Here is a 15824-nt window from a genome sequence, read left to right as displayed (position 1 = left end):
TATGTGATGACATAAGTTTCATAAGTCTGTTTACCACTTTTGAGACCAATGTCATTTTTACTTTAATTCACTTATTTCCAGAGTCCATCCTGAAGGATCTGCATAGCATCTGCTGCAGTGATGTCTCCTGTAAGAGCCTGAGCAACTGTATTCGGCCAAAGGTCACTGATCCATTCTGTTGTTGTATCTCTGATAGGAAGGATACCTGCATAGCTCTCACCGTCGAGAGAAGCCTTCATGAAACGGTTATTCTGGAAGTAGTCTCCTGCTCCGACTGTCTTTGATACAGGAACGTTTCCTGTGCCTTCGCACCACATCTTCTGTCCTTCACCTGTTGCGAGGTACTTGACCCACTCAAAAGCTGCATCAGGATGCTCACATGAACTGAAGATAACAGTCTCTGTATCTCCCATAGATGTCCACTGTCCTTTACCTGCAGGGAACGGGAATGCTGATACATCGTCACCGAAGATCTCTTCCATCTTTCCGGAAGATCCTGTATGGTGGATGGTCATAGCTGTAAGACCTGACTGGAAGTTTGCGATGATCTCATTGAATCCGTCTGATGTTGCGGTTGGCGGTACATATCCGTTTGTATAGAGATCAATAAAGTCCTGCATGCCGGCTACTGATGCATCGGATGTAAGATCCTCAAAGCTTCCGCCTTCACCGTGTACAAATGAGCCCCAAGGCTCCTGTCCGCCCTTTGCGCCTCTCATACCGAAGCCGTAGACATCTGTCTTTCCGTCTCCGTCTGTATCGAGAGTACACTTCTTTATATCCTCAAGGAATTCCTCATATGTCTTCGGAACTTCTGTGATACCTGCCTTCTCAAAGATAGACGGTCTGTAATATACATAGAGTACCTGTATGTTCCATGGCATAACGAACATCTTGGAGCTGTCTCCGCCGGCTTCCTTCATAACGCTGTAAATGTTATCGTCGATGTCGCTCTTTGTATCCATAGCGTCTACATAAGGCGTAAGGTCAAGAAGCAGATCGTTGTTTACAAAAAGAGGTGTGGATGTGAGCTTCCATGTAGAAACATCAACATCTGATCCGCCCATCTTGGCATTGAAAAGGTTCTCTGCATAAGCTCCGCCATCCCATGGCTGCTCTTCACCTACTACAGTGATCCCCTTTCCGTTCTCCGAATTAAACTTCTTGATGATGTCCTGCATGAGAGCTGAATAATCAGTGTTATCAGCCCAATACTGGAACTTGATGGTAACAGCCTCATCTGCTGCCTTTTCTGAAGCCTTCTCGGTCTCAGGTGCTGCAGCCTGAGTGGCAGCTTCCGTCTTTGCCGCTTCAGTCTTCATGGCTTCCGTTGCCTGTGTTCCCGATGAACCGCAGGCTGTCAATGCACTTGCCGCCATCGCAGCCGCTGTAGCCACTGCCATGATTTTTCTCGTAACAAGTCTTTTTCTCATGAATTTTCCTCCTTGGATTTTTTTCTCGCTCCTGTTTCCTTTTCGGAAACACTAAATCATCTGTCATTATCGTAACACTTTGTCCTATGTTTGTCTAACGTTATTTGTGCAAATTATACTATTTTCTTCTTTTTATGGGTTATCTTATTGATTATTTTATTGCATATTCAGCGGATTTGTTTTTTATTTGTAGTACAATTTCTACCCCTTTTCATACAATACAAAAAGACCTTTTGTGACAAATCGCGTCACAAAAGGTCTTTTATACTATACTAAATACTAATCAGGTTTTACTCCCTTACATACGCTAAATACTCTGTTTGCTTATCAGGATAATCTCATTAAAAGCATTTACTCTTTACCTCTTCTTCGGAATCACTTCACCCTGTTCAAGTATGTCACCGTTTCTATAAGCTGCAAGAAGCTCTTCAAGATCTGATATCTGCTTCTTAAGCTCTCTGCCGTTGTCGGTTTCTCCGACACGAACTCTCGTCTTCATCTGTTCAACAAGCTGTATCTCAGGTGTATTCTCCGAGCCCTTCTTGAAGCCCTTATGCTCTGCAAGTGCAAGATGACGTGAATTGTAGATAAGTGTATATCCTGCTATACCTGTTCTCGAATGGTAGGCCTTTGAGATACCGCCGTCGATAATGAAAAGCTTGCCGTTTGCCTTGATAGGTGACTCGCCCAACTTGGTTTTCACAGGAACATGACCATTTACAATATGCGAGGCAGACGCATTGACACCGAACTCCTCAAAGATCTTGTCCACATACTTCTCATCCTTCACGAGGTCGTAGTAGGCATTGAATCTTTCCTTGTGTGTCGCAGTATCCTCGATGAAGCAGTGCTCAAAGGTCGTAATCTTGTCTTTTCCGAAAAGAGGTGAGTTAGGTCCGCACCACATGTACCAGAAAAAGTCTGTGGCATAGAGCTTACCCTGTGGATCATTCTCCCCGTTAAGGAAATAGGCGTCGATTGCCTTGTCATTAAAATAATCAAGCAGCGCCTTTCCGGAGAATACCCCGTCAGGTGTGGTTATCTTTCTGAAGCTTCCGTCCTTCTCCATAGGGATGCAGCCGTGATAAAGGATGTTGTTGTTTACAACCTTATACATAGAGCCGTTTGTAAAGAAAAAACGTATATGCTTCTGAAGGAGCTGGGAATGGGTAAAACTGTAGATAAGAGTCTTCATGAGAGCCTCTTCCCGCTCTGTAAGCTTGTAAGGATGCTTCGGATCTATGGTAGGGAAGTTCTTATCCTTAAGAGGGTATACCTTTCCGTCGATGTTTACAGTCCCCTTCTCATAGTCCACCTTTTCAAGAAGCAATCTATGCTCCAGATGATACTCAGGATGACGCTTTATGAGAAGTCCCTCCTCCTTCAGCATGATGATGGATATGGCTTTACACATCTTTGCTGCAAGAGCCGGAGAAACCGAGTCGGAAACATTGGAATCCAGAAGATGTGGCTGGAAGCATTCGCATGGATCATCTCCGTAAACCTCTTCGGCATACATGGAAAGAGGTCTCAGATTGATGCCGTAGCCATCCTCCAGCACGTCGAAAGAATTGTATGAGGTTGCGATGCGTAGAACATTGGCGATACATGCCGGATTACCGCAGACCGCTCCCATCCAGTCAGCGTCATGATTGCCCCACTGTATATCCACGTCATGGAAGCTCATAAGCTCCTCCATGATACGGTCGGCATGTGGTCCTCTGTCAAAGATGTCTCCGATGATATGAAGATTATCGATGACCAGGTTCTGGATGAGCTCACACAGTGCGATGATGAAATCGTCTCCCATGTCAATGTCTATGATGGCATTCATGATCTCACGAAGATATCCTTTCTTATCCTCGTCGTGACTGTCGATATGGAGAAGTTCATCGATGGCATACGCATAGTTCTTCGGCATCTTTTTACGAACCTTGGAACGTGTGAATTTGGATGAAACTACGCGGCAGATATTGATGAGACGGTGAATGGTTATACGCTGCCACTCAGCCGAATCCTTCTCCTTATGCTGTGAAGAAGAAAGAATGTCCCTTGGATAATAGATAAGATTTGCGAGCTCTAACTGCTCTTCCTCAGGTAAAAGATTTCCGAAGGTCTCATCGATCTTATCTCTTACGATACCTGATGCTGAACGCATAAGGTAAATAAAGGCATCACTCTCGCCATGAAGATCCGAGAAGAAATACTCTGTTCCCTTAGGCAGGGCACAGATGGCGCGCAGGTTAATGATTTCAGCACCTGCATCTGTTGCAGTAGGAAACTGCTTGGCTAATAACTTCAAATAATCAAGATCACGCATTTCAAATACTCCATTAACAAATCTCTTTGGTCATTACCAAATACTTTTAACTGCTTCCCGAAAGTCAAAAGACCAACAAACATGTACTAATTATATAGGGAGCAATGATTATTATCTATACAAAATGACGATTGTTTGTATAAAAGAACCAAATTTCAACAAATTTTTAACAATTATTATAATCAGTTCTTTTGGTGCAAAAAAAGAGCCACTGACTGTCATCGGATCATTCACCGGTTTAAGTCTGTGACTCTTATTTTTATATTCTTATTTACACGGATCATCCCGAAGATCGGGCTTTAATATAGCCTTCCGGAAATCCATCACATATCAGACTCTGCTGACGGAGCTATAACAGAAGGATCGATCTCCTTTCTGTTAAGTATATCCATAAACTCGGCACCTGTGATGGTCTCCTTCTCGTAGAGGAACTTGGTGATCTCATGAAGCTTGTTGATATTATCCTGAAGAAGCTTATATGCCTTATCATGCTGCTTCTTAACGAGATCAACTGTCATCTTATCGATCATGGTCTGGGTCTCAGGAGAACATGTGAGTGATGCATCACCACCGAGATACTGGTTCTGTATATGCTCCATGGCAACCATGCCTATCTCATCCGCCATACCGTAGCGTGTGATCATGGCTCTTGCATACTTGGTAGCCTGCTCTATATCATTACTTGCACCTGTGGTGCATGTATGGAATATAAGCTCTTCTGCGCAGCGTCCTCCGGTAAGAGTAGCTATCTTGTTCTCCAGCTCCTCCTTTGAGTAGAGGTAATGATTTCCCTCTTCTTCAACCTGCATGGTGTAACCGAGGGCTCCCGAGGTTCTCGGAATGATGGTTATCTTCTGAACAGGTGCGCTGTTCTTCTGAAGAGCCGCCACAAGAGCGTGACCAACCTCATGATATGAGACGATAAGCTTTTCCTTATCTGTCATAACCTTGTTCTTCTTCTGATAACCGGCGATAACTACTTCGATGGACTCCTCGAGATCCGACTGGATAACTCTCTCACGTCCGGCTCTTACGGCACGGAGAGCTGACTCATTGATGATGTTTGCAAGCTCTGCGCCGCTGGCACCTGCTGCCGCCTTTGCGATAGCTTCGAGATTGACATTCTCAGCCATCTTAATGTCTCTGGCGTGAACCTTCAGTATATCGATTCTTCCCTGGAAATCCGGAAGCTCTACAGGAACTCTTCTGTCAAATCTGCCCGGACGAAGAAGGGCTGGATCCAGAGAATCCGGCTGGTTTGTTGCCGCAAGGATGATGATAGCCTTTGATGAATCAAATCCATCCATCTCGGTAAGAAGCTGATTCAGAGTCTGCTCACGCTCATCGTTTCCGCCGACAGCTCCACCGCCTCTCTTTTTACCTATGGCATCGATCTCATCGATGAATACGATACAAGGCGATTTCTTCTTAGCCTGATCAAAAAGATCTCTTACCTTGGCAGCGCCCATTCCCACGAACATCTCTACGAACTCAGAACCTGAGATAGAGAAGAAAGGAACATTGGCCTCACCTGCCACAGCCTTGGCAAGCAGGGTCTTACCTGTTCCGGGAGGACCTACAAGAAGAGCTCCCTTAGGAATATGCGCACCGATCTCTGTGTACTTGTCAGGTTCCTTAAGATAATCGACCATCTCGCTGAGAAGCTCCTTGGCCTCATCTTCACCTGCTACATCCTTGAAGCTTACCTTGTTCTCACCTGTAGCTTCATATTCTCTTGCATTGGACTTTCCGAAGCCTCCGAACATTCCGCCGCCACCCATGGAGCCCATGGAGGAAGCCATTCTCTTGGAGAGCCAGTTGCCCAGAGCCCAGAAAATAAGGATAGGGAAGATCCAGCTTAACAGGAAGGAAAGGATAGGACTTGTCTCAACAGGAATGTCTTCCTCGAAATTGACATTCTGATTGTTAAGTGTGTCCAGCACCGATGCTTCCACGAACTGGTTTTTCAGACGTCCCGTACGACAGGTGATAGCCTGGCCGTTGACATTTGCCACATATACTATGGAGTCATCGTTCAGGTTCACCTTGGTGACAGCGCTGTTATTCACAGCATTGATAAACTCTGAGTATGTAGTATCACGAACTGATCGTGATAGAAGTGACGGAAAAACGAAAGTGTTTAAAAGAAGGATGATTATAAGTGCCACGAAGTAATAAAAGACAAGTGGTCTTCTGTTACGTGGCTTATAACTGTTTCCGTTGTTATTCTGATTGTTCGGGTTGAAACGGTTGAAAAAATCATTGAAGTTGTTGAACCCGTTGTCGTTCTGATTATTCTGATTGTTACCGGAATAGTTCTCATTAGCCAGATTCAGCTGTGATGATAAACTTTTCCTTTTAAATACATTGAAGATATTTACCATAAGATGCCCTTTCTACTTCTCATCCCCTATATGTCATAAGTTTGAATTGATGATACCAAATATACCGGTTAAATGTGTATTCATTGTGAAAAAACATAAACAAAAGATAAAAATTTAGCAGTCGGACGTCCCGACTGCTAACAGTTAAAGATCATTTATTACTGTTTAACTTATACCATCACTTCATGGTCTTTTTCAGAAGTTCACAGAGCTCGTCCACAACCGCCTCATTTCCTTCCTTTATATCATCAACAACACATGTCTTTATATGTGCGGAAAGGAGCTCCTTATTGAAGGAATTCAGAGATGCCTGAACCGAGCTTACCTGTATGAGCACATCCGGACAATATCTGTTTTCCTGTATCATCTTTCTGATACCACAGATCTGTCCTTCTATACGATTCAGTCTGTTGACAAGAGCCTTCTCCTGTTCCGGTGTTCTGGGCTTATGCTTATGTCTCTCATTATCATCAGTGCTGCAGCAACATGACATGAATATCACCTTCCTTTTCAAATACTGAATCCGGAAATCCGGCTCCAACTGCCGTCTTATGTAATAACGGTCGGATAATAATGGAATACAGCCAATATACCCCTATATCCTATCTGTTATGCTCATTTTATACCACCTAGGGGTATAAGTGTCAAGTTTTAAGCATTTATCGAACATAACGTGTAATAATTATTCCGAACTTACATTTTTTTCATATTCAATCCGCACTTCAGAACATAGGTGTCATCGAGAGACAGGGCTGCGTGAATTAACTTATATAGTAAAAGCCATCAGGCATGTATTTAACATGAGCTGATGGCTTTTTTGATCTGAATTTCTTTCTCCGAACATGAATCTTCTATAATGGTGATATAGACTTATTTCATCTTTAGATTCTTCACCAGAACCAGGACATTTTCATCACCCTGACGTTCATATAATACAGCATCCATAGATTTCTTCACCATATATATACCGAGTCCGCCAATGTCTCTCTCCTCTGCACTCAGGCTTACATCCGGATCTGATTTTTCCAGAGGATTGTACGCTATACCCTTATCCCTGAACATGATCTGAAAATTTTCTTCAGAGTCATCCAGAGAGAGGATTATCACCGCTTTTCCCTTTAAGTCAGGAGAAATCTTTTTGTATGCGTAATGAGCTATATTTACAAAAATTTCTTCGCAAGCGACATTTATCTTCATCTCAAGTGCCATGCTGCATCCGAGCTCAGAAAGATATCCGCTTATGAAATCAAGTACATTATCAAGTTTTTCGACCTCTGCATCAACGATAAGTTCACGCTTATTCTTCTCTACTAAATCCATACCAATGCTCCTATATGAACGAACATCATAAACTAAACATATTATTATCATAACATAATCTGTATAGCTATTGCCATTATAAAGTTTTTTATACATTTTTCATAGTAATTATATATGAAACACTGGTATGATTAATGGAAATGAACAAATCAGGTGGTGAGGACTATGAGTTTTATTTATGAATATATCAAACATCCCCGTAGTATAGGTGCAGTTGCCCCAAGCGGCAGGAAGCTTTCCAGAAAGATGATGAAACCCATTGATTTTGACAATGCCGAGGTAATCGTCGAGTACGGTCCCGGCACAGGCTCATTTACAAAAGAGCTGATCGCTCACAGAAGGCCTGAAACCGTTTTGCTCCTTATCGAACAGAATGAGGAATTCTGCAAAAAGCTGGCACACAGATTCCGCGGAGAGAAAAATGTACATCTTATCCATGGAAATGCAGAATACGTCATGGAATATCTTAGGGCTTACGGTTATGACCATGCTGATTACATCATTTCAGGTCTTCCTTTCACATCTCTTCCGGGTGACATTTCCGACAAAGTACTGAATGCAACAAGGACCGCATTAGGTAACCGCGGAGAGTTCATTACATTTCAGTACAGCCTTATTAAACGAGACTTTTTTGAGCGATATCTCAGCATTAACGAGACTCTGAAAGAAATGTGGAATCTTCCCCCCGCATATGTTTTCGTTATGAAAAACCGAAGGATCGCGATGTGACACCGGAGGATTTATATGTATAAAGACCTTGTCTATATTGCTCCGTTCATTATCATTTTCCTCCTCTCACTTTATCTTTTCATACAGGACGGAAAAGCTGCAAAAGCGGAAGGCAGAAAGCGAAAACTCGGTATAACCGTGCTTTTGATACTCAGTGCCGGAATGCTGATTTCCATAATCGTCCTTGCGGTGCTTTTGATCCTTCTGACCATAGCCATAGTTCAAAACATGTAAAATGAGCGATAAATTATTTTTGAGGATCGTGATACTGATCGTTATAGCCGGTGTTATACTTACTGCTGTTCATGCGGCTTATATACTTTACGCATATAAGCATTCATCCATTATTTATTTTATATCGAAGGAAGTGTGGCTATGAAAAAATGTCTCATCATTGCGGCACTCCTTCTTTTCTTTATTTCTGTCAATGTCTTTCTGTATGCTGCTGTCACCTCCCGCGTAGGAAACAACTACAGCGGTGTAAATCAGACAAGGATGGTTGACGTTGCGAAGTATCTGCCTTTTGAGAAGGATTCTCAGCTGGCAAGAACCGGTTCATCCTTACATTTTTCAAATGAAGATGATCTGCCTGTACTTGACGGTGCTGCAGCACTGGTACCGGTATATGCTTCCATAATAGATGCTGTATATCCCGAGGGAACAGTCACCTACAAAGGTGGCGCTTTTTCCGACGACAATCAGTATGGCGAGAATTTCGCGTCCGACAGTGTCATGCAGTATCACAACACAATACGGGGATTTGATGCTCTTTTGGATGGCTCCGTCGACCTGTTTTTCACTGCACACCCCTCCGGACAGCAGCTTGAGTCAGCACGGCAACAGGGAGTAGAGCTGGAAATCGTCCCCATAGGACTTGAAGCATTTGTATTTTTTGTCAACAAAAAGAATCCTGTGGATGATCTTTCCATAGATGCTGTAAAAGGAATATATCGTGGAAAGATCAAAAACTGGAAAGTGGTCGGTGGACCTGACAGACTTATAGATCCTCTTATCAGGATCAGGAACTCCGGCAGTCAGACCATGATGGAGAAATTCATGGAAAACGACATGATCTCCCGAAGAGATATATTTGCGGTTTTCGGTGCATCTATAGGCTATTCCTTCAGATATTATTTATCGGGTATGGTTGCAAATGAAAATGTTAAGATGCTTTCATTAAACGGAGCATATCCTGATGAGGAAAACATTAAAAACGGCACTTATCCTCTTGTGGCATCTTTCTATGCAGTATACCGAAAGGATAATGAAAATCAAAACGTAAAAAAACTGGTGGACTGGATACTGACTAAAGAAGGTCAGGAACTCATCGAAGGATGTGGCTATATAGGACGAAGTCTTCGATAGAATAAAAGTGCCGCTGACAGGAAAACTTCATTTCTCCGTGTCAGCGGCACTATATTTAATTAATCCTGTTAAGCAAGGCTCATTATTTTGATGAGAAAGACCCACGCAAGACCATAATATGTAACTACCGCCACAAGATCGTTAAGGGTCGTGATAAGGGGGCCGGAAGCAACTGCCGGATCTATATTAAGCCTATGAAAAAACATAGGCACCAGCGTTCCTACCAGACTTGATATGACCATGGCAAGTAGCAGCGAGACTCCGACACAGGCGGAGATCAGAAATGCCTCATTCCATCCGTATCCCTTCACGATGGTGATGTATATTCCCAGGAAGATCACAGTCATGATTCCCAACAGCATTCCGTTGCCGATCCCGACCTTCGCCTCTTTCACAACGAGCATAAGCTTCTCTTTTCCCTTCAGATTCTCGTCCATAAGAACGCGGATGGTAACCGCAAGGGACTGGGTTCCTACATTTCCAGCCATATCAAGGATCAGTGACTGGAAGCATATTATAATAGGCAGAATAGCCACAACGCCTTCAAATGCACCTACCACCGTGGAAACAAGCATTCCCAGGAACAAAAGAACTATAAGCCATGGAAGACGCTTTTTAATGCTTTCTTTGGTGGTTTCCCTGAGATCCTCTTCTGAAGTAAGACCACCCAGCTTTGCATAATCATCACCCAGCTCATCATCTACAGCCTCTATCACGCTCTGGGGCGTCAGTATACCCAACAGTTTTTTCTCTGAATCAAGGACCGGAAGTGAATTCTCTTCGTAATCCTTTATCCTATCGATACAATCCGAAATCCTTTCCTTATCTAGAAGATATGGATATGAATAAGATATGATGGTATCAAGATCGTCTGTTCTTCTGGCAATGATCAGGTCCTTCAGATCTATGGTACCGCAATACTTTCCATCTTCATCATTGACATAAATTGTAGAAATATTGTCATTTTCACCGGCCTGTCGTATAAGCTCCTGAGTGGCCTCTGATATAGAAAGGGTCTTTTTTATCTCGATATAGTTGGTTGTGATGAGACTTCCGATTTCATCATCCGAATAGGAATTGATGAGATTAATGTCGGCTTTCACATCATCATCAAGATAAGAGCTTATCTCACTCCGTGTACCTTCATCCAGCATCTCCAGGATATCGGCAGCATCATCAGAATCCATCTCATTGATAAATTCCGCGATCTGCTTTGCTCCGAATTCCTTGATATAAGGCTTTGGATCATCTATGTAGGCAAAGACCTCGGAACACCATTCTGTTCCAAGTATGGAAAACAGACGTTTTCTTTCGGAAGGTTCAAGCTGTTCAAGACTCTCTGCTATATCATTGTCATGGTAGTCCTCGAGCTTTTCTCTGAGTTCCGTATCAGAGCATCCGCTCCTTATCAGCATGACTATATCATTTACAAATACCGGTTCTTTCAATATCTCTTTATTCATTTCAAGCCTCCTCTCCGCCCTGAAAAAAGGGCGCAAAAAATCCATCGCGTAATCACACAACAGATGTGAAATGTCGTGAAATAAAAACGATGGATGAGACTCAATAATATGCGAAATAAAGCCTTACAGGATATAGGTATACAAAAAGACACTTTGTATACCTAAAGTCAGTCCATCGTTATATAAACTTCGACTTCGACTATCACAACTGTCCATTTGTATCCTCCTTATATTTTAGTTTTACAGTGATCAAAATCACCATATTCAAGTTTATGACTTTTTTTATCAATGTCAAACAATGATAATTTTTCTATAGCTTCATCCCAATGTTATGCTCTTGATAACATTTCCATCGAAATCATTGACTGTAAATACATCACCGTCCAGAATAGCATAGCTGTTAGGATATCCTCCCTTGGGAAGTGATGTACTTCCGGGATTCAGATGGTAGAAGCTCTTTCCGTCCTTCTCAAGTTTCTCGGCATTTACCAGATGAGTATGACCATGAAGTATGGCATCACCCTCCATAATAGGAGGAAGCTGCTCCTCATTGAAAAGATGACCATGTGTGGTGAAAATAGTATGTCCATTAAGCACAAGTACTGCATAGTCAGCCATGATAGGAAATTCGAGAACCATCTGATCCACTTCCGCATCACAGTTTCCGCGTACTGCCCAGATACGATCTTTCAGAGGATTAAGCATTGAAATCACGTCTTTCGGTGAATAGTCCTTCGGAAGCTCGTTACGGGGTCCATGATAGAGGATGTCACCTAATATAACAAGGCGCTCGGCACCACTCTGAGAAAATGCTTCAAGAGTCTTTCTGCACCAGTATGCAGAGCCATGTATATCACTTGCGATAAAGTATTTCATTTTTTCTTTCTCCTTCTTGATGAATTTAGTTGACCGTACCCGCTGCGCTCCGCCGGTCAGGCTCGGCTCTGATTGCCTCCACTCACATTCTCTCAGGTGCACTGAATCCCAGTGTGTTGATGCAGGTGTTCAGCACCTTCCATGTGAGCATGAGAAGAGCCATATAGCCCTGCTTCTTTGCTTCATCAGGCTCGCCAAGGAACTTAACGTCATGATAGAAGCTGTTGAATGCGTTTGATACTTCATAGATATATGAGCATATACGGTGAGGAGCCAGATCCTTCCATGCACCGTTTATCTCATCATGGTATCTTGTGAGAAGAGTCTGGAGTCCGCGTCCGCTCTTGTCCTCAACCGGAAGGATGGAGAAATCAACTGCATGATCCCTGATATAATCCTCTACCTTTACATCCTGAGCTATGCCCTGCTCCAGCATGAACTTACGGATGATAGAGCTGATACGAACGATGGTATAAAGGATATAAGGTCCTGTATTTCCCTCGAAGGATGTGAACTTGTCAAGGTCAAAGACGTAATCCTTGGTGGCCTGATTGCTGAGGTCACCGTACTTAAGAGCTGCAAGACCAACGATGGAAGCTATATTCTTAGCCTCTTCCTCTGTTATCTCATCACCTCTTGATTCCCTGATACGCTCATAAACCTTATCGTTTGTCTCCCTTATAAGATTCTCGAGACGGAGAACACCACCCTCACGGGTCTTAAATGGCTTTCCATCCTTACCGTTCATGGTTCCGAAACCGATAAACTTGAGCTCCTCCTCAGGTCTTACGAAGCCTGCCTTTCTGGCAACTCTGAAGAACTGGGTATAGTGGAGAGACTGACGGCTGTCAGCGATATAAATGTACTCGTCCGGCTTGTAAAGCTTCTCTCTTTCAATGATGGTACCGAGATCTGATGTGGCATAAAGAGCACCGCCGTCTGACTTACGAACCATACATGGAGGAATCTCCTTAGGATCTGACTCCTCACAGACATCCACAACAAGAGCCCCCTGTGACTCATAAGCAAGTCCCTTATCCTGAAGATCCTGAATAAGTCCCGGGATGTATGGCTGAGCGTCACTCTCTCCCTTCCAGAGATCAAAATGAACATCCAGATTTCCGTAATTCTTCTTGAGATCCGCTACAGAAACCTGCATGATCTTCTTCCATACCTCACGGTACTTGGGATCCCCCTCCTGAAGCTTTACAGTTGCTGTATGAGCTCTCTCTGCAAAATCAGGGTTTACAAGTGTACCGTCTTCATTCTTGTCCTTTGCCTTTTTAGATGCAAAAGGATAGACCTCTTCAAGCTGCGAGATATTGAGATCTTCATCAAGCTGTCCTCTGTCCTCAAGCTCGGCGATGATGAGCCCCATCTGAAGTCCCCAGTCACCGAGATGTACATCACCGATGACCTCATTGCCCTGCTGAAGCGCCATACGCTTGATGGTCTCTCCGATAACTGCTGAACGAAGATGACCTACATGAAGAGGCTTAGCTACGTTTGCTCCGCCGTAGTCAACTATGATCTTCTTTCCTTCGTGGGCATCGAGTCCCAGATCCTCATGGAAGGTCATCTCGTTGAGATACTTCTTAACCAGTTCTGCTGAAAGATTAATGTTGATGAATCCGGGCATAACTGCTGTGACCTCTGAGAACATGACAACATCGTCACGCTTCATATCCTTAAGCTTCTCAACAACCTCATTTGCGATATCTATCGGCTTCTTGTGATACTGCTTTGCACCTGCCATGGCACCGTTGCACTGATACTCGCATAGATCAGGGCGATTAGAGATCGTCACCTTTCCAAGCTCAGAATCATAACCTGCAAGAGCAAATCCGGTTCTTACAGCATCTCCTATAACATTAAGTATTGTAGTCAAAGTAAAACTCCTTTCAGAAAAAAGAAAAAGGCTTCCTTGCGGGAAACCTTTCTCATAACGGAGATTTCTCCGTAAATCTTTATTCAAGATATATTAGCCACGAGACTCGTACTGACCTGTCTGTGTAGAAACGATAACCTTGTCACCGATGTTTACGAAAAGAGGTACCTGAATCTCTACACCAGTCTCAAGTGTTGCAGGCTTTGTAGCACCTGTAGCTGTGTTGCCCTTTACACCCGGCTCAGTATGAACAACCTCAAGAGTAACCTTAAGAGGTGGCTCTACTGCGAAAACCTTACCCTGGTATGAATCAACACGAACTGTCTCGTTCTCCTTAACGAACTTCATAGAATCAGCGATCTCATCGTGTGAAAGTGCGATCTGCTCGAATGTCTCAGGGTTCATGAAGTTGTACATCTCACCATCATCGTAAAGATACTGCATATCCTGTCTGTCGATATGTGCTGGTGGGAACTTCTCTGTTGGACGGAATGTACGCTCTGTTACACCACCGTTGATAACGTTCTTAAGCTTTGTTCTAACGAAAGCTGCTCCCTTACCTGGCTTAACGTGCTGGAACTCAATAATCTGAACAACCTGTCCGTCGATCTCGAGTGTGACACCGTTTCTGAAATCACCTGCTGATACCATAAAATCCTCCTAAATAATGAAACCACTGAATATTTCTATTCTGTTTTTATCTAATTTTTATTAAATAATCGTGCTTTGTGGCTTCATAATAAGCCTCTACGGCATTCGAGCTCACAAAATACTGACATATTTTAATATATAAGTATCATTATTGCAAGACTTTTCTAATCAGTAGTGAATAACATCACTCTCCGCCTTTATCCTTTCCACAACAGACTTAGCCTCATCACTTATGAAAAAGCTGTATGTGGACTCCGGCACAAGGTCCTTTATGGCATCCATATCACCGTCATGAATAGCTTTTCTAACAGTGGAAGCTGAAATAGCCTTTCCTCCGAATTCCTTTCTCGGAATGATATGGCACTCTACTCCTGCCTTTGGCAATGCTTCTGCCATGATATCATTGTAGATACCTGTAACCAGAGAAGTCGGTTCATCACCAACGTAGCGGGCATTTACGTGAAGCTTTCCTGCGATACCTTCAAAAACATGTAGATCTATACCAGCCTGACTCTTGATTACAGCATTATCACCTTTCTGAAAGTAGGCCGGGAATGTTGCAGAGCTTATGATGTATGAGCCGGAATCATGATATATGATGTTTTTGAAATCCGATGTTCCTTCCTCTATGAGTCTCTTTCTTACACTGAAAGGTACGAGGCTCGCATCCTCTGACACCATAAAGAGATGAAGGATATCACAACCCTCCATAGCCTTTTCAACCAGATATCTGTGCCCCAATGTAAAAGGATTGGCGTTCATGACTACAGCTCCGATCCTTATACCCTCTATATTATTCGAGGCCGAACACTCGCTCACTGCATTTTCATCAGCCTTAAGTGCTTCTAGATAGCTCTTTGCCGCCTCACCATCCATACTTTCAAGCTGCTCTACAGATTCCTTGCGGAGATTCTCGAGATAGTCCTTAAAGCCTGTTCTCTTATTCTCCATAAACACTATATTTGCCTCTTCCATTCTAGCTATTTCTCTGAAGCCGAGACTGTTGAAGAAAAGGGCTGTATTACACTTGGTATACATGAAGAGGTGATAATTTCCTCTGCTGTACTGATATTCTATAAGATGAGACACTATATCATTCATAAGCGCCTCACCCTGGTGATCTGAACTTACAGCCATACATCTCAGAGTATTTCCGAAACAGCTTCCTGTGGCGATGACATTGTAATCATCATCCAGCATTGCTGCTGTATAGTCCAGATTTTTATCAAGGTGTATTCCTTCTCTTTCAAGAAGATTTTCCACCTGCTCCATCATATATCTGTCGCTTTTTCCTACTGAAGATATTGCGTAATTTGCTTCTGCCATATATAAATTCCTTTTCTGATTAAATGAGATACTTGGGCGTAGTGGTCCTCACTGGTTCTGATAACCAGC

The 15824-nt window shown here is 43.1% G+C and carries 13 protein-coding genes; 3 read left to right on the top strand and 10 right to left on the bottom strand.

Translation table 11 applies throughout. The features are described from left to right. Nucleotides 1–71: 71 nt before the first annotated feature. The 5 genes from BXO88_RS08300 to BXO88_RS08280 form a co-directional block, all read right to left on the bottom strand. Complete coding sequence (locus tag BXO88_RS08300; protein ID WP_078037276.1) at nucleotides 72–1433, bottom strand: ABC transporter substrate-binding protein; 1362 nt, start codon at nucleotides 1431–1433, stop codon at nucleotides 72–74. 358 nt (nucleotides 1434–1791) lie between these two features. Continuing rightward, nucleotides 1792–3753 carry a fructose-1,6-bisphosphatase gene (locus BXO88_RS08295; RefSeq protein ID WP_078037275.1) on the bottom strand — a complete coding sequence of 654 codons (1962 nt, stop codon included), beginning with the start codon at nucleotides 3751–3753 and terminating at the stop codon, nucleotides 1792–1794. Between the two features lie 323 nt (nucleotides 3754–4076). After that, nucleotides 4077–6137 (bottom strand): ATP-dependent zinc metalloprotease FtsH, encoded by a 2061-nt coding sequence (gene ftsH / locus BXO88_RS08290; protein ID WP_078037274.1) that lies wholly within the window; start codon nucleotides 6135–6137, stop codon nucleotides 4077–4079. Between the two features lie 178 nt (nucleotides 6138–6315). Then, a complete protein-coding gene (locus BXO88_RS08285; protein WP_078037273.1) occupies nucleotides 6316–6630 on the bottom strand; it encodes a metal-sensing transcriptional repressor in 315 nt (104 codons plus the stop codon). A gap of 377 nt (nucleotides 6631–7007) precedes the next feature. Further along, nucleotides 7008–7457 (bottom strand): ATP-binding protein, encoded by a 450-nt coding sequence (locus BXO88_RS08280; protein ID WP_078037272.1) that lies wholly within the window; start codon nucleotides 7455–7457, stop codon nucleotides 7008–7010. A gap of 165 nt (nucleotides 7458–7622) precedes the next feature. On the opposite strand from BXO88_RS08280, the gene BXO88_RS08275 reads away from it, so the two are divergent. The 3 genes from BXO88_RS08275 to BXO88_RS08265 all read left to right on the top strand — a co-directional run bounded on the left by BXO88_RS08275 (nucleotide 7623) and on the right by BXO88_RS08265 (nucleotide 9551). Beyond that, nucleotides 7623–8186, top strand: coding sequence for a class I SAM-dependent methyltransferase (locus tag BXO88_RS08275; RefSeq protein ID WP_078037271.1), 564 nt, complete (start codon nucleotides 7623–7625; stop codon nucleotides 8184–8186). A gap of 15 nt (nucleotides 8187–8201) precedes the next feature. Continuing rightward, complete coding sequence (locus BXO88_RS08270; protein ID WP_078037270.1) at nucleotides 8202–8420, top strand: hypothetical protein; 219 nt, start codon at nucleotides 8202–8204, stop codon at nucleotides 8418–8420. Between the two features lie 141 nt (nucleotides 8421–8561). Then, nucleotides 8562–9551, top strand: coding sequence for a PstS family phosphate ABC transporter substrate-binding protein (locus tag BXO88_RS08265; RefSeq protein WP_078037269.1), 990 nt, complete (start codon nucleotides 8562–8564; stop codon nucleotides 9549–9551). Between the two features lie 68 nt (nucleotides 9552–9619). Here BXO88_RS08265 and mgtE read toward each other — a convergent pair whose 3' ends face one another. From mgtE to BXO88_RS08240, 5 genes are all read right to left on the bottom strand, one after another. Then, on the bottom strand, nucleotides 9620–11014 hold the full coding sequence (gene mgtE, locus BXO88_RS08260) for a magnesium transporter (RefSeq protein ID WP_078037268.1): 1395 nt from the start codon (nucleotides 11012–11014) through the stop codon (nucleotides 9620–9622). Nucleotides 11015–11332: 318 nt separating this feature from the next. Next, the gene (yfcE, locus tag BXO88_RS08255; RefSeq protein ID WP_078037267.1) at nucleotides 11333–11890 is read right to left on the bottom strand and encodes a phosphodiesterase; all 558 of its coding nucleotides are present in this window, start codon (nucleotides 11888–11890) and stop codon (nucleotides 11333–11335) included. A gap of 82 nt (nucleotides 11891–11972) precedes the next feature. Next, entirely contained in the window at nucleotides 11973–13778 is a 1806-nt protein-coding gene (gene argS / locus BXO88_RS08250) for an arginine--tRNA ligase (protein ID WP_078037266.1), read from the bottom strand. Between the two features lie 93 nt (nucleotides 13779–13871). Further along, nucleotides 13872–14429 (bottom strand): elongation factor P, encoded by a 558-nt coding sequence (gene efp / locus BXO88_RS08245; protein WP_036606547.1) that lies wholly within the window; start codon nucleotides 14427–14429, stop codon nucleotides 13872–13874. Nucleotides 14430–14597: 168 nt separating this feature from the next. After that, nucleotides 14598–15755 carry a [citrate (pro-3S)-lyase] ligase gene (locus tag BXO88_RS08240; protein WP_078037265.1) on the bottom strand — a complete coding sequence of 386 codons (1158 nt, stop codon included), beginning with the start codon at nucleotides 15753–15755 and terminating at the stop codon, nucleotides 14598–14600. Nucleotides 15756–15824 lie beyond the last annotated feature (69 nt).

The sequence above is a fragment of the Oribacterium sp. C9 genome, assembly GCF_002007235.1.
Classification (GTDB): domain Bacteria; phylum Bacillota; class Clostridia; order Lachnospirales; family Lachnospiraceae; genus Oribacterium.
The sequence above is the reverse complement of the archived record's forward strand: the minus strand, read 5'-3'. Positions and strand labels throughout refer to the sequence as shown.

Excerpts from the sequence above, each read along its gene's own strand:
- BXO88_RS08300 (WP_078037276.1), bottom strand. The coding sequence starts at position 1,433 with ATGAGAAAAAGACTTGTTACGAGAAAAATCATGGCAGTGGCTACAGCG.
- BXO88_RS08295 (WP_078037275.1), bottom strand. The coding sequence starts at position 3,753 with ATGCGTGATCTTGATTATTTGAAGTTATTAGCCAAGCAGTTTCCTACT.
- ftsH (WP_078037274.1), bottom strand. The coding sequence starts at position 6,137 with ATGGTAAATATCTTCAATGTATTTAAAAGGAAAAGTTTATCATCACAG.
- BXO88_RS08285 (WP_078037273.1), bottom strand. The coding sequence starts at position 6,630 with ATGTCATGTTGCTGCAGCACTGATGATAATGAGAGACATAAGCATAAG.
- BXO88_RS08280 (WP_078037272.1), bottom strand. The coding sequence starts at position 7,457 with ATGGATTTAGTAGAGAAGAATAAGCGTGAACTTATCGTTGATGCAGAG.
- BXO88_RS08275 (WP_078037271.1), top strand. The coding sequence starts at position 7,623 with ATGAGTTTTATTTATGAATATATCAAACATCCCCGTAGTATAGGTGCA.
- BXO88_RS08270 (WP_078037270.1), top strand. The coding sequence starts at position 8,202 with ATGTATAAAGACCTTGTCTATATTGCTCCGTTCATTATCATTTTCCTC.
- BXO88_RS08265 (WP_078037269.1), top strand. The coding sequence starts at position 8,562 with ATGAAAAAATGTCTCATCATTGCGGCACTCCTTCTTTTCTTTATTTCT.
- mgtE (WP_078037268.1), bottom strand. The coding sequence starts at position 11,014 with ATGAATAAAGAGATATTGAAAGAACCGGTATTTGTAAATGATATAGTC.
- yfcE (WP_078037267.1), bottom strand. The coding sequence starts at position 11,890 with ATGAAATACTTTATCGCAAGTGATATACATGGCTCTGCATACTGGTGC.
- efp (WP_036606547.1), bottom strand. The coding sequence starts at position 14,429 with ATGGTATCAGCAGGTGATTTCAGAAACGGTGTCACACTCGAGATCGAC.
- BXO88_RS08240 (WP_078037265.1), bottom strand. The coding sequence starts at position 15,755 with ATGGCAGAAGCAAATTACGCAATATCTTCAGTAGGAAAAAGCGACAGA.